General features: G+C 62.5%; 11 protein-coding genes and 1 pseudogene. 9 read left to right on the forward strand and 3 right to left on the reverse strand.

Going from position 1 to position 13,107, the window contains the following annotated elements; all coding sequences use genetic code 11:
- The first annotated feature begins 26 nt into the window (after positions 1-26).
- Positions 27-959 (forward strand): glycosyltransferase, encoded by a 933-nt coding sequence (locus tag IHE39_RS13775; RefSeq protein ID WP_192566853.1) that lies wholly within the window; start codon positions 27-29, stop codon positions 957-959.
- A gap of 499 nt (positions 960-1,458) precedes the next feature.
- Here IHE39_RS13775 and IHE39_RS13780 read toward each other — a convergent pair whose 3' ends face one another.
- Together IHE39_RS13780 and IHE39_RS30645 are read right to left on the reverse strand one after the other, a co-directional pair.
- On the reverse strand, positions 1,459-2,529 hold the full coding sequence (locus tag IHE39_RS13780) for an IS3 family transposase (protein ID WP_246471554.1): 1,071 nt from the start codon (positions 2,527-2,529) through the stop codon (positions 1,459-1,461).
- A pseudogene (locus IHE39_RS30645) lies at positions 2,496-2,648 on the reverse strand (transposase); the annotation flags it as partial. The pseudogene IHE39_RS30645 and the gene IHE39_RS13780, both read right to left, overlap by 34 nt.
- Before the next feature lie 183 nt (positions 2,649-2,831).
- Here IHE39_RS30645 and IHE39_RS13785 point away from each other — a divergent pair.
- The 8 genes from IHE39_RS13785 (at position 2,832) to IHE39_RS13820 (ending at position 12,531) form a co-directional block, all read left to right on the forward strand.
- Positions 2,832-3,728 (forward strand): class II glutamine amidotransferase, encoded by an 897-nt coding sequence (locus IHE39_RS13785; protein WP_184770575.1) that lies wholly within the window; start codon positions 2,832-2,834, stop codon positions 3,726-3,728.
- A gap of 3 nt (positions 3,729-3,731) precedes the next feature.
- Entirely contained in the window at positions 3,732-4,469 is a 738-nt protein-coding gene (locus IHE39_RS13790; protein ID WP_184773600.1) for a GltB/FmdC/FwdC-like GXGXG domain-containing protein, read from the forward strand.
- Positions 4,470-4,477: 8 nt separating this feature from the next.
- On the forward strand, positions 4,478-5,806 hold the full coding sequence (locus tag IHE39_RS13795; RefSeq protein WP_115734726.1) for an FMN-binding glutamate synthase family protein: 1,329 nt from the start codon (positions 4,478-4,480) through the stop codon (positions 5,804-5,806).
- Positions 5,807-5,835: 29 nt separating this feature from the next.
- The gene (glnT, locus tag IHE39_RS13800) at positions 5,836-7,179 is read left to right on the forward strand and encodes a type III glutamate--ammonia ligase (protein ID WP_184770577.1); all 1,344 of its coding nucleotides are present in this window, start codon (positions 5,836-5,838) and stop codon (positions 7,177-7,179) included.
- 83 nt (positions 7,180-7,262) lie between these two features.
- Positions 7,263-8,516: a sarcosine oxidase subunit beta family protein gene (locus tag IHE39_RS13805; RefSeq protein ID WP_184770578.1), complete on the forward strand. Its 1,254-nt coding sequence runs from the start codon at positions 7,263-7,265 to the stop codon at positions 8,514-8,516.
- A 16-nt stretch (positions 8,517-8,532) separates the two neighbouring features.
- A complete protein-coding gene (locus IHE39_RS13810) occupies positions 8,533-8,841 on the forward strand; it encodes a sarcosine oxidase subunit delta (RefSeq protein WP_067967931.1) in 309 nt (102 codons plus the stop codon).
- Between the two features lie 2 nt (positions 8,842-8,843).
- The gene (locus IHE39_RS13815) at positions 8,844-11,906 is read left to right on the forward strand and encodes a sarcosine oxidase subunit alpha family protein (protein WP_246485473.1); all 3,063 of its coding nucleotides are present in this window, start codon (positions 8,844-8,846) and stop codon (positions 11,904-11,906) included.
- On the forward strand, positions 11,899-12,531 hold the full coding sequence (locus IHE39_RS13820; protein ID WP_192566855.1) for a sarcosine oxidase subunit gamma family protein: 633 nt from the start codon (positions 11,899-11,901) through the stop codon (positions 12,529-12,531). The genes IHE39_RS13815 and IHE39_RS13820 overlap by 8 nt, the downstream gene beginning before the upstream one ends.
- A 162-nt stretch (positions 12,532-12,693) precedes the next feature.
- On the opposite strand, the gene IHE39_RS13825 is transcribed toward IHE39_RS13820, so the two are convergent.
- Positions 12,694-13,074: a BRA0787 family protein gene (locus IHE39_RS13825; protein ID WP_192566856.1), complete on the reverse strand. Its 381-nt coding sequence runs from the start codon at positions 13,072-13,074 to the stop codon at positions 12,694-12,696.
- Between the last annotated feature and the right edge of the window lie 33 nt (positions 13,075-13,107).

Consider the following 13,107-nt stretch of genomic DNA (forward strand, 5'->3'; position numbering starts at 1 on the left):
GCCCGATGCGTGCAAGCATGATCTTGATGACCTACAATCATGAGGCATTTGTCGCTGAGGCAGTTAGGGGCGCCTTGGAACAGCAATGTGATCCAATTGATATCCTGATTTCAGATGACGCCTCACTTGATCAAACATTTGAGATCACGCGTCTGATCGTCGCGGACTATCGTGGGCCACATCGGGTCCGGCTAAACCGTAATGTGCACAATCTCGGTATCGCGGCCCACCTCAACCGGTGCATGGAGCTTACGGACTCTGAGATTGTTGTTGTCGCAGCAGGTGACGACATCTCGTTGCCGCAGCGCGTGTCGCGAGTACTAGAGACGTTCAGTGCGACAAACGCTCTTTTGGTCCATTCGAGAGTCAGAGAAATTGGGCGGCACGGGGAAGATGTTGAAGGTCCATTCCCTCACGATGGTGCGCTATTCTTGCGATCAACGTCTGCGGTCGCTGCGGCCAACAGTATGGCTCTCTATATTGGAGCGACGGGCGCATGGCGCCGGGAGGTCTTTGACCGATACGGCATTCTTCGGTTTCCGGACCTATACGAAGATTTAGTCGTAGGATTTCGAGCTGCGCTGGAGGAACGTGTTGCATTCGTGGATGAGGCACTGGTCAAGTATCGTGTCGGCAGTGGGGTCAGCAGCATCCCGCAGCAAGCGATGACCATGAATGACTGGCGAGTGACGCGACTTAAGACGCTGAAGCGCGATCGCGCTGTTTTGGAGCAGCGAACGCTCGACGCGCGCACTCGCGATGCGGCGGCAGTGGGGAGCGTCCTAGATGTTCTCGCGGCTGCCATAATGATTACTGATCTCCGGATACAGAGTTATGATCAGCCGAAGACAACTTTCCTCCTTAAAAATACAGGACGCCTTCACCTCGCGCTAAAGGCACTGATTTCGGAGCGGAAACGTGCGCGTCGGGCCATGCGCACCCATCAGTGGAAAGTGTGATGATGACGACTACGCAAGATTTCCTAGGGCAGTCGCGCAATGTTGGCCAGGTAGCGGATCGTCCATGATGGAGAGTGCTGCCCTGTTGATTGCCACTGAAAAACTGACACGGCATAGCTCGATTTTTGTTGAGCCATGTGTGAACCTTCCCTCGCTTGTTTTTAGCGGGGGCTGTGGGAGTGATCGACATGGCGTCACTTGGGGCGCCGAAAAAGGCGCGCCGCACGCCGATTCACAGTGACGGCATAGAAACAGAATTCCCGAGCCTCGGCGCTGGGATAAAGAGCAAGGTGCCAAAGCGTGATGAACCCGAGAGGCAACACCTCGATGCCGATCAGACCGTCTGACTCACTGCGCTATGCAGCGCGCAAAATTGATTAGGCGATCGGTATCGCGGATATCATCGTGGCCAGCGGTCGATGACCGCACTGACAGGCCGGACATATGACGGCACCCCTCGGAGAATTGCGCGACGACAACCTGACCTGCCACTGAACTGTCATCCATTGGCGATTAGAGCCTCGGCCGTTTTTGTTACGCCCTGAGGCGCGGTGAAAGCAACCGGCGGAGGCGTGGAGCCTTCCATCAGCACAGCGTCGGAGCCGGTTGCGGTGATGACCTCGGCATAGGCTGCGGGGGTCTGGTAGCCGAGCGAGGAATGCGGCCTCGCGGTGTTGAAGTCCTGACGCCATTCGGCGATGGCGCTTCGGGCGTGGTCGAGGCCGAAGAACAGGCTCTCGTTCAACAGCTCGTCGCGCATCCGGCCGTTGAAGGATTCGACATAACCGTTCTGCATCGGCTTGCCGGGCGCGATGTAGTGCCATTTGATCTCGTGATCCTTCGACCAGGCGAGGATGGCGTTCGAGGTGAACTCGGTGCCGTGGTCGGAGACGATCATGCCCGGCGTGCCGCGCTGGGTGATCAGTTCCGTCAGTTCACGGGCAACCCGACGGCCGGAGATCGAGGTGTCCGGGATTGCGGCCAGGCATTCGCGCGTCACATCGTCGACGACGTTGAGCACGCGGAAGCGCCGGCCGCAGGCGAACTGATCATGCACAAAATCCAGCGACCAGCGTGCGTTCGGCTTTGCTTCGACCAGGATCGGTGCCCGCGTGCCCACGGCGCGGCGGCGTGCCCGGCGCTTACGCACCGTCAGACCTTCCTCGCGGTAGAGGCGATAGATGCGGTTGATCCCCGACGCCTCGCCCTCGCGCCGGAGCAGTATGAACAGGCGCCGGTAGCCGAAGCGCCGGCGCTCGTTGGCCAGATCGCGCAGCCGGCCGCGCAACTCCGTCTCTGGCGGACGCCGGAACAGGTAGCGGATCATCTTGCGATCGGCGCCGACGAAGAAACAGGCCCGACGCTCCGACAGACCCATGACGGACTGCAGATGCGCGACGGCTTCACGCTTGGCGGCGGGCCCTACCATTTTTTTGACAGAAGCTCGCGCCGTGCCGAGGCTTCCAACATCTGCTCGGCGAGCAGCTTCTTCAGCTTGGCGTTCTCGTCTTCCAGTGCCTTCAGCCGCTTGGCGTCGGACACCTCCATGCCGCCATACTTCGCCTTCCAGTTATACAGCGTCGCCTCCGAGATCCCGTGCTTGCGAGCCAGATCGCCCGCCTTCGCTCCTGTCTCGTGCTCGCGCAGAACCGCGATGATCTGCTCTTCCGTGAACCGCTTTCTCTTCATCAGTCCGTCCTTCGATCAAGGACCGGACTCTAATCTCAGATGGAGGAAAAACTCAGCGGCAGGTCACCATTCGTCGCCGGCTCCGTTGTTTTTCTACAGGAATAAAAAATTCATCACAGTTGAATTGGCATCCGGAACCTGCTAGCTTTTGTCACAGGCAGCCAATCAGGTGAGGAAACCGGGATGTGCGGAATTGTAGGACTGTTTTTGAAGGACAAGTCGCTGGAGCCCCAATTGGGCGCATTGCTGTCCGAAATGCTCGTAACCATGACCGACCGCGGCCCCGATAGCGCGGGCATCGCCATCTACGGCGGCGGCACCAAGGGTCATGCCAAAGTCACCATCCAGTCGGCCAACCCGGACGCGGATTTCAAGGGTCTCGATGCCGAGCTCGGCAAGAAGATCGGTGCCAAGGTTTCATCGACGGTGAAGTCCACCCATGCGGTGCTGGACGTGCCGACCGAAAAGGTCGCGGAAGCCCGCGCCGCACTTTCCGAACTGCGCCCCAACGTCCGTGTCATGGGTGCTGGCGAAGCGATCGAAATCTACAAGGAAGTCGGCCTGCCGGTCGAAGTCGTGAAGCGCTTCGACGTCACCAAGATGAGCGGCAGCCACGGCATCGGCCATACCCGCATGGCCACCGAATCCGCCGTCACCACGCTTGGTGCGCATCCTTTCTCGACCGGCCCCGACCAGTGCCTGGTGCACAACGGCTCGCTGTCGAACCACAACAACCTGCGCCGCGAGCTGATCCGCGACGGCATGCGCTTCGAGACCGAAAACGACACCGAAGTGGCCGCCGCCTACCTGTCTTCGAAGATCGCGCATGGCCAGAACCTTGGTGAGGCGCTGGAAAGCAGCCTGAACGATCTCGACGGCTTCTTCACCTTCGTGGTCGGAACCAAGAATGGCTTCGGCGTCGTCCGCGACCCGATCTCCTGCAAGCCCGCCGTCATGGCCGAGACTGACCAGTACGTCGCTTTCGGCTCCGAGTATCGCGCCCTCGCCAATCTGCCCGGCATCGAAGACGCCAAGGTCTGGGAGCCCGAGCCGTCCACCGTCTATTTCTGGGAGCACTGAGATATGCATTCAACAAATCTTGCGACCGCGCCTCTGCACCAGGCCAACTACACGCCGAAGACCTTCGATCTGTCCAAGATCACGTTGCGCGAGTTCAACCAGGCCCTCCACAACGTGAAGGATGCCGCAGGTGAATCGAACTGGGAGGTTCTCAACCCCAAGGGCAGCCATGCTGTCGCCGTTGGCGCCGAACACGCGATCTCGATCGATGTGCAGGGTTCGGTTGGCTATTATTGCGGCGGCATGAACCAGAACAGCACGATCACCGTGCACGGTTCGGCCGGCCCCGGCGTCGGTGAAAACATGATGTCGGGCGCAATCATCGTGAAGGGCGACGCCAGCCAGTACGCCGGCGCCACCGGTCGCGGCGGCTTGCTTGTCATCGAAGGCAACGCTTCGTCGCGCTGCGGTATCTCGATGAAGGGCATCAACATCGTTGTCCGTGGCAACATCGGCCACATGTCGGCCTTCATGGCTCAGTCGGGCAACCTCGTTGTCCTCGGTGATGCCGGCGACGCGCTCGGCGACTCGATCTACGAGGCCCGCCTGTTCGTGCGCGGCTCGGTCAAGAGCCTCGGCGCCGACTGCATCAAAAAGGAAATGCGCCCCGAGCACATCGCCATCCTGAAGGACCTGCTTGATCGCGCCGGTATCACCGACGTCAAGCCGGAAGAGTTCTCGCGCTACGGTTCCGCGCGCACGCTCTACAACTTCAACATCGACAACGCCGACGCTTACTGAGGAACAAAATGAGCTATCACAATCCTCCGACGACGCCACGTAAGTCGGCCACGTTCGATGAATACGCGATGTCCGAAATCCGTCGCGCCGCAGCGACCGGTATCTACGACATCCGCGGCTCCGGCGCCAAGCGCAAGGTCCCGCATTTCGACGACCTGTTGTTTCTCGGCGCCTCGATCTCGCGCTATCCGCTCGAAGGCTACCGCGAAAAGTGCGACACGTCGGTTGTCCTGGGCACGCGTTTCGCCAAGAAGCCGATCGAGCTGAAGATCCCGATCACCGTTGCCGGCATGAGCTTCGGCTCGCTTTCGGGCCCGGCCAAGGAAGCCCTTGGCCGCGGTGCAACACTGTCCGGCACCTCGACCACCACCGGCGACGGCGGCATGACCGAGGAAGAGCGCGGCCACTCCAAGCAGCTGGTTTACCAGTACCTGCCGTCACGCTACGGCATGAACCCGCGTGACCTGCGCCGTGCCGACGCCATCGAAATCGTTGTCGGCCAGGGCGCAAAGCCAGGCGGCGGTGGCATGCTTCTGGGCCAGAAGATCTCCGACCGCGTTGCCGAGATGCGTACGCTGCCCAAGGGCATCGACCAGCGCTCGGCCTGCCGTCACCCCGACTGGACCGGTCCGGACGATCTAGAGATCAAGATCCTCGAAATCCGCGAGATCACCGACTGGGAAAAGCCGATCTACGTCAAGGTCGGTGGCGCGCGCCCCTACTATGACACGGCCCTCGCAGTGAAGGCCGGTGCCGACGTCGTCGTGCTCGACGGCATGCAGGGCGGCACGGCTGCGACCCAGGAAGTGTTCATCGAGCATGTCGGCCAGCCGACGCTTGCTTGCATCCGTCCGGCAGTGAAGGCGCTGCAGGATCTCGGCATGCACCGCAAGGTTCAGCTCATCGTCTCCGGTGGCATACGCAATGGTGCCGATGTGGCCAAAGCGCTGGCGCTTGGTGCCGATGCAGTATCGGTCGGTACCGCGGCACTTATCGCACTCGGCGACAATGACCCGCGTTGGGAGGAAGAATACCAGAAGCTTGGCACCACCGCCGGTGCCTACGACGACTGGCACGAGGGTAAGGACCCGGCCGGCATCACCACGCAGGACGTCGAGCTGATGAAGCGCGTCGATCCGATCGCGGCTGGTCGCCGTCTGGCGAATTATCTGAAGGTCATGACGCTTGAGGCACAGACGATTGCCCGTGCCTGCGGCAAAAACCACCTGCACAATCTCGAGCCTGAGGATCTCTGCGCTCTTTCGATCGAAGCTGCCGCCATGGCTGGCGTGCCGCTTGCGGGGACAAGCTGGGTACCTGGTAAGGGTCCCTTTTAAAACCACAAGGATTGGGAGGAGCAATTCACATGGGTACGGCGTTCGAAGCCAAGATCGATCAGTCGGAGGTGACTGATCTCAAAGAGTTCGCAAAAGCTCGCAACATCAGATACTTCATGGTCTCGTATACGGACCTGTTCGGAGGTCAGCGCGCCAAGCTGGTGCCGGCCCAGGCCATCTCGGACATGCAGAAGGACGGAGCCGGCTTTGCCGGCTTCGCGACCTGGCTGGATCTGACGCCAGCACACCCCGACATGCTCGCCGTGCCGGACCCGCTCTCGGTCATCCAGCTGCCATGGCGGCCGGAAGTGGCCTGGCTCGCGTCCGACTGCCTGATGGAAGGCAAGGGCGTTGCCCAGGCACCGCGCAACACGCTGAAGCGCCTCGTCGCTGAAGCCGCCAAGGAAGGCATGCGCGTCAAGACCGGTGTTGAGCCGGAATTCTTCCTGACGACACCGGATGGCAACCAGATTGCCGACGAGTACGACACGGCGGCAAAGTCCTGCTACGACCAGCAGGCCGTCATGCGCCGCTTCGACGTCATCGCCGAAATCTGCGATGCCATGCTCGACCTCGGCTGGAAGCCCTACCAGAACGACCATGAGGACGCGAACGGCCAGTTCGAGATGAACTGGGAGTATGACGACGTTCTCCAGACCGCCGACAAGCACTCCTTCTTCAAGTTCATGGTGCGCTCGATCGCCGAAAAGCACGGCCTGCGCGCAACCTTCATGCCGAAGCCGTTCCAGGGCCTGACTGGCTCGGGCTGCCACGCCCACATCTCGGTGTGGGACCTTGCCGGCAAGTCCAATGCTTTCGCCGACAAAAACATGGAACTCGGTCTTTCCGAGAAGGGCCGCCACTTCCTCGGCGGCATCATGAAGCACGCCTCGGCACTTGCCGCGATCTGCAACCCGACCGTCAACTCCTACAAGCGCATCAACGCACCGCGCACCGTCTCGGGCGCGACCTGGGCGCCGAACACGGTGACCTGGACCGGCAACAACCGCACCCACATGGTGCGTGTGCCCGGCCCTGGCCGCTTCGAACTGCGCCTGCCCGATGGCGCGGCCAACCCATACCTGATGCAGGCGATCATCATCGCCGCCGGCCTCAGCGGCATTCGCTCCAAGGCCGATCCAGGCCCGCGCAGCGACGTCGACATGTACCGCGAAGGCCACACCGTCACCCATGGTGCCAAGCTGCCGCTCAACCTGCTCGACGCCTTGCGCGCCTATGACGAAGACAGCGAGCTGAAGGCTGCGATGGGCGAAGAGTTCTCCGCCGCCTACGTCAAGCTCAAGCACCAGGAGTGGAACTCCTACGCGTCGCACTTCACCCAGTGGGAGCGCGACCACACGCTGGACGTCTGAGGCACCCAAACAGGCGTCGCGCCCGGTCGTCATGATAGGGCGCGGGCCTCGGATACACCTCACATTTCGCCGGAACACATGCGATGAAATATTCGATCTTCTCACTCGCCAAGGCTGCATTGTCGGGCCACAAGGGCTGGACCCGGGCGTGGCGCGATCCGGCACCCAAGAGCCACTACGACGTCATCATCATCGGCGGTGGCGGCCATGGCCTGGCCACCGCGTATTTCCTCGCCAACGAATACGGCATCCGCAATGTCGCGGTGCTTGAAAAGGGCTGGATCGGCTCCGGCAATGCCGGCCGCAACACCACCATCATCCGCTCCAACTACGGACTTCCAGGCAATACCGGCTTTTACGAGATGTCGATGAAGCTGTGGGAGCGCATGGAGCAGGATCTCAATTACAACGCGATGGTTTCCCAGCGCGGCATCATCAATCTCTACCACTCCGATGCCCAGCGCGACGCCTTTGCGCGGCGTGGCAACACCATGCGCATCAACGGCATCGACGCCGAATTGCTCGACGCAGCACAGATCCGCAAGGAGCTGCCGTTCCTCAATTATGACAGCCCGCGCTTCCCGATCATGGGCGGCCTGATGCAGCGCCGCGGCGGCACTGCACGCCACGACGCCGTGGTGTGGGGTTATGCCCGCGCCGCCGACCAGCGTGGCGTCGACATCATCCAGAACTGCGAAGTCACCGGCTTCGTGCGCGACCACAATGGCAAGGTCACCGGCGTTGAGACATCGCGCGGCAAGATCAGCGCCGGCAAGGTCGGTATGGCGGTCGCCGGCAATACCTCGCGTGTAGCCGCGATGGCCGGCATGAAGCTGCCGATCGAAAGCCACGTGCTGCAGGCCTTCGTCTCCGAGGCGATCAAGCCGCTGATCCCGGGCGTGATCACCTTCGGCGCCGGCCATTTCTACATCAGCCAGTCCGACAAGGGCGGCCTCGTCTTCGGCGGCGACCTCGACGGCTACAATTCCTACGCCCAGCGCGGCAACATGCCTGTTGTCGAGGATGTCTGCGAAGGCGGCATGGCGGTCATGCCGATGATCGGCCGCGTCCGCATGCTGCGCCAGTGGGGCGGCATCATGGACATGTCGATGGACGGCACGCCGATCATCGACAAGACGCCGATCGACGGCCTCTATCTCAACGCCGGCTGGTGCTATGGCGGCTTCAAGGCGACGCCGGCTTCGGGCCTCGTCTTCGCCCATCTGCTGGCGCGCGACGAACCGCATCCTGAAGCAGCGCGCTTCCGTCTCGACCGGTTCCGTCGCGGCGCGATGATTGATGAAAAGGGCCAGGGCGCCCAACCCAACCTGCACTGAAAGCGAGACTGGCGGAATGCGTATTGCATGTCCTTTCTGCGGCGAACGCGAGAATGGCGAGTTCACCTATCTCGGCGATGCTTCGCCCAAGCGGCCCAACTTCGCAGTCGATAGCGGCGAAAGCCCTGAAGGCGTCGAGGACGCCTTCTACGACTATGTCTATCTGCGCGACAACGTCGCCGGCTACATGCGCGAATACTGGTACCACGGCGGCGGCTGCCGCTCCTGGCTGATAGCCGAGCGCAACACGGTGACGCATGAATTCAGATCGGTGACCGCAGCCCCAGGCGTTGGCGCGGCCAAGCCGGTGCAGGCAGGAGAATAAACATGTCGGGCTATTCCGGATCCGAACCGCTCGGCAGGACGGCCGCGCTCGAGGGCACCACCCCAAGCGCACGCAGCCAGGCAGCATCGGCCAGCCAGTCGCACCGCCTGCGCAGCGGTGGTTTGATCGACCGCCAGCAGCCACTGCAGTTTTCCTTCGATGGCAAGGTTATGTCCGGCTTTGCCGGCGATACGCTTGCCTCGGCGCTTGTCGCCAACGGCGTCAAGCTGGTGGCGCGTTCGTTCAAGTACCATCGCCCGCGCGGCATCATCACCGCCGGCTCCGAGGAGCCGAGCGCGCTGGTCGAGATGCGCAGCGGCGCCCGCAAGGAGCCGAACACCCGCGCCACCACGCAGGAGCTCTATGACGGGCTGGTTGCCCAGAGCCAGAACCGCTGGCCGTCGCTGCGCCGCGACTTCATGTCGATCAACCAGCTGGCCGCCCCGATCTTCGTTGCGGGCTTCTACTACAAGACCTTCATGTGGCCGGCGAAGTTCTGGGAGAAGGTCTACGAGCCGCTGATCCGTCGTGCGGCGGGTCTCGGCAAGAGCGCCGAGCTGCCCGATCCTGACCACTATGACAAGGCCTGGGCGCATTGTGACGTGCTGGTGATTGGCGGTGGCGCTGCTGGTCTCGCGGCCGCTCTTGCAGCAGGCCGTGCCGGCTCGCGCGTCATCCTTGTCGAAGAAGACAGCCGCCTCGGTGGCCGTCTGCTCAGCGACGGCGGCGAGATCGACGGCATGCATGCCGAGGAGTGGGTGCGCCGCACGGTCGACGAACTCGCCTCGCTTGCAAATGTCCGCATCATGGTCCGCACCGCGCTGTTCGGTGTCTATGACGGCGGTGTCTATGCCGCGCTCGAGCGCGTCAACGACCATGTTCCGCTGCCGGGCCCACATCAGGTCCGCCAGCGCGTCTGGCGCATCGTCGCCAAGCGCTCGGTCGTGACAGCCGGCGCCATCGAGCGGCCGGTCGTCTTCCCGGGCAATGATCGTCCGGGCGTGATGATGGCATCAGCCGTGCGCACCTATGTCCATCGCTTCGCGGCGATGCCGGGCCGCAAGGTGGCGTTGTTCACCAACAATGACGACGGCTGGCGCACGGTCGAGGCCGTTCAGCAAGCCGGTGGCGACATTGCGGCAGTCATCGATCCGCGCGGCAAGGTGCCGGCGGAGTATCAGGCGCTTGCCGAGCTCTCCGACCTGCGCGTGTTTTCGGGCGGCGTCTCGGACGTCAAGGGTGGCGTCGATGGCGTGCGCGGTGTCGTCGTCACCGACAACAATGGCCGTACGCAGCAGATCGATGCCGATTGCCTCGCGGTCTCTGGCGGCTGGAACCCGAATGTCGGGCTGTCCTGCTTCCATCGTGGGCGTCCCGTCTGGCGCGACGATATTGCAGCATTCGTTCCGGGAGATTCGCCGAAGGGCATGACCACGGCCGGTGCCGCCAATGGCGAGTTCTCGCTCGGCGCCTGCCTGCGCGATGGTCATACTGCTGGTGCCGCGGCTGCCGCCGAATGCGGTGCATCAGGCAATGCCGGCGAAGCCTCGGAGGCTGGTGACGAGGTCTATGCGATCTCACCGCTCTGGCAGGTCAAGGCCAAGGGCAAGGCTTTCGTCGACTTCCAGCACGACGTCACCGCGTCAGACGTGACGTTGGCACAGCGCGAAGGCTTCGAGAGCGTCGAGCATCTCAAGCGCTACACCACGCTTGGCATGGCGACCGACCAGGGCAAGACCTCCAACATCACCGGCCTCGCCATCATGGCCGAAGCCACCGGCCGCACCATCCCGCAGACCGGCACGACGATCTACCGTCCGCCCTATGCGCCGGTGGCGATCGGCGCGCTCGCCGGCCATCATCGCGACGAGAATTTCCACGCCTGGCGCCTGACGCCGTCGCATCACTGGGCCGCGGCCCGGGGTGCAGTCTTCGTCGACACCGGCCTGTGGAAGCGCGCGCAATGGTATCCGCAGCCAGGCGAAAAGGACTGGATTGAATCGGTCACCCGCGAAGTGCTGGCCGTGCGCAACGGCGTTGGCTTCTGCGACGTTTCCACGCTTGGCAAGGTCGACGTTCGTGGCGCGGACGCCGGCACCTTCCTCGACCGCGTCTACATCAATGCCTTCTCGTCGCTTGCCGTGGGCAAGGCGCGCTACGGACTGATGCTGCGCGAAGACGGCATCGTCATGGACGACGGCACGACCTCGCGCATTGCCGAAGACCACTACTTCCTGACCACGACCACGGCCAAGGCCGGTCCTGTGATGGCGCATCTCGAATTCTGCCGCCAGGTGCTCTGGCCCGAACTCGACGTGCAGCTGTCGTCGGCTTCGGATCAGTGGGCGCAGTTCTCCATCGCTGGCCCCAACACCCGCAAGCTCTTGCAGGAACTTGTCGATCCGTCCGAGGACATGTCCAATGAGGGCTTCCCGTTCATGGGAGCTCGCGAGGTCAAGTTGCGCGGCGGTGTCACCGCTCGCCTGTTCCGCATTTCTTTCTCCGGTGAGATCGCCTTCGAGATCTCGGTTCCGGCCCGTTACGGCGGTGCCATGGCGCAGAACTTGATGATTGCCGGGCGCGATCTGGGCGTCACGCCTTACGGAACCGAAGCACTTGGCGTCATGCGCATCGAGAAGGGCCACGTCGCCGGTCCAGAGCTCAATGGCACGACGACCGCCGACGATCTCGGCCTTGGCAAGATGATGTCGAAGAAGAAGGACTTCATCGGTCGCGTCATGGCCGGCCGCGAAGCGTTGACGGCACCCGACCGCCAGGTCGTCGTCGGCATCAAGCCGCTCGACCAGAAGCGTCGCCTGCGCTCCGGCGCCCATGTCGTTCCCAAGGGCGCGATCCCGGGCCCGGAGACGGACCAGGGCTACGTCACTTCGGTCTGCTACTCGCCGATGATGGAACAGTGGATCGGTCTTGGCCTTGTCGAACGCGGCCGCGAGCGTTTCGGCGAAATCGTGCGCATCCACGACCCGCTGCGCAGCGAAGACTACGAAGCCGAAATCTGCAATCCAGTCTTCTACGATCCAGAAGGAGCGCGCCAGCGTGGTTGATTATCTCTGGAACACCCAATCGCCGCTGCAGAAGGCGCTTGTTCCCGGCCGTCATGGCGCAGCTGGAGCACATGTTGGCGTGACGCTCAACGAAGTGCGCGACATCGTGCTGGTGCAGGTCATGGCCCGGCGCGGCAAGGCAGCGGACGCCGCCAAGGCGGCCAAGAAGCTGTTCGGCATCGAGGCGCCGGCTACGCCCAAGGCTGTCACCGGTAAGACGGCGACGTTGATCTGGTCGGGCCCCGATCAGTTCACGGTCATTGCACCACGCACCGACGAAGCTTCGCAGCTCGCGGCGATGGTGCAGGTCTTCGCCGGCTCGGCATCTCTGTCCGACCAGTCGGACGGACGCTGCCTGATCCGGGTTTCCGGCCCGCGCGGTCGCGATGCCATCGCCAAGTTCTCGTCGCTCGACCTGCATGACCTGGCATTTCCGGTAGGTGCGGCGGCGAACACTTCGGTCGACCACACGGCAGTGAACTTGTGGCGCGAAGCGAACGGCGCTGACGGGCACCCTGTCTACAACATGCTGGTTTTCACCAGCTTCGCCGACAGCCTGTGGCACACGGTCGTGGATTCGTCGCTGGAGTATGGCGTCGAGGCGGCGAGCGCCCGGGCGGCTTGAGCCATTCTTCACATTTCAAAGCAAAAGCCCCGTTCGACTGGACGGGGCTTTTTGTTTTTTGGCAACTCAGACTCTCTGAGCCCAGGCTGAGGTTCAGTCATGGAAAAGCGCTGCCGCAAGCGCTGGAGCGATTACGGCAACGCTGATTGAAGCGGGAATGGATCAGCCCTCGACGCAGGCCTTGCGCAGTTCGATCAATGAGGCTGTCGGACGCAACAGCGACAGCGTCAGACGCTCGACGCAGATCGGCATCACCAGCTTGGCGCCATCGGCATAAAGCGAGCCGCCCGATGCGCGGAACGAACCCTTGTCGACGATGGTTTCGAGCACGTCGCGCGTTCGCAGCGGCAAAAGGTCGGTGCACGCACTCATGCGGGCGAAGATGTGGCTGATCGGGACGTTGTAGCTATCGACGGCTACGAGAGGCTCTTCATTGCCGTCCTTCCATTCCTCCAGCGCTTCGAGCGCATCATGGAAGGCGTTGTGGAGGGTTATGGGCGCGTGGCCTTCGTAAAGTTCCGGCAGCACTTTGTGCATGGGCATGTTCCTCTTCAAGCTCGGTTGGATCGTGCTGCG

Origin of the sequence: Aminobacter carboxidus, from assembly GCF_014863355.1 — a bacterium.
Classification (GTDB): Bacteria; Pseudomonadota; Alphaproteobacteria; order Rhizobiales; family Rhizobiaceae; genus Aminobacter; species Aminobacter carboxidus.

What these genes read in the sequence shown, in the direction of transcription:
- IHE39_RS13775 (WP_192566853.1), top strand. Translation starts at nt 27, where the DNA reads ATGACCTACAATCATGAGGCATTTGTCGCTGAGGCAGTTAGGGGCGCC.
- IHE39_RS13825 (WP_192566856.1), bottom strand. Translation starts at nt 13,074, where the DNA reads ATGCCCATGCACAAAGTGCTGCCGGAACTTTACGAAGGCCACGCGCCC.
- IHE39_RS13785 (WP_184770575.1), top strand. Translation starts at nt 2,832, where the DNA reads ATGTGCGGAATTGTAGGACTGTTTTTGAAGGACAAGTCGCTGGAGCCC.
- glnT (WP_184770577.1), top strand. Translation starts at nt 5,836, where the DNA reads ATGGGTACGGCGTTCGAAGCCAAGATCGATCAGTCGGAGGTGACTGAT.
- IHE39_RS13815 (WP_246485473.1), top strand. Translation starts at nt 8,844, where the DNA reads ATGTCGGGCTATTCCGGATCCGAACCGCTCGGCAGGACGGCCGCGCTC.
- IHE39_RS13805 (WP_184770578.1), top strand. Translation starts at nt 7,263, where the DNA reads ATGAAATATTCGATCTTCTCACTCGCCAAGGCTGCATTGTCGGGCCAC.
- IHE39_RS13795 (WP_115734726.1), top strand. Translation starts at nt 4,478, where the DNA reads ATGAGCTATCACAATCCTCCGACGACGCCACGTAAGTCGGCCACGTTC.
- IHE39_RS13790 (WP_184773600.1), top strand. Translation starts at nt 3,732, where the DNA reads ATGCATTCAACAAATCTTGCGACCGCGCCTCTGCACCAGGCCAACTAC.
- IHE39_RS13810 (WP_067967931.1), top strand. Translation starts at nt 8,533, where the DNA reads ATGCGTATTGCATGTCCTTTCTGCGGCGAACGCGAGAATGGCGAGTTC.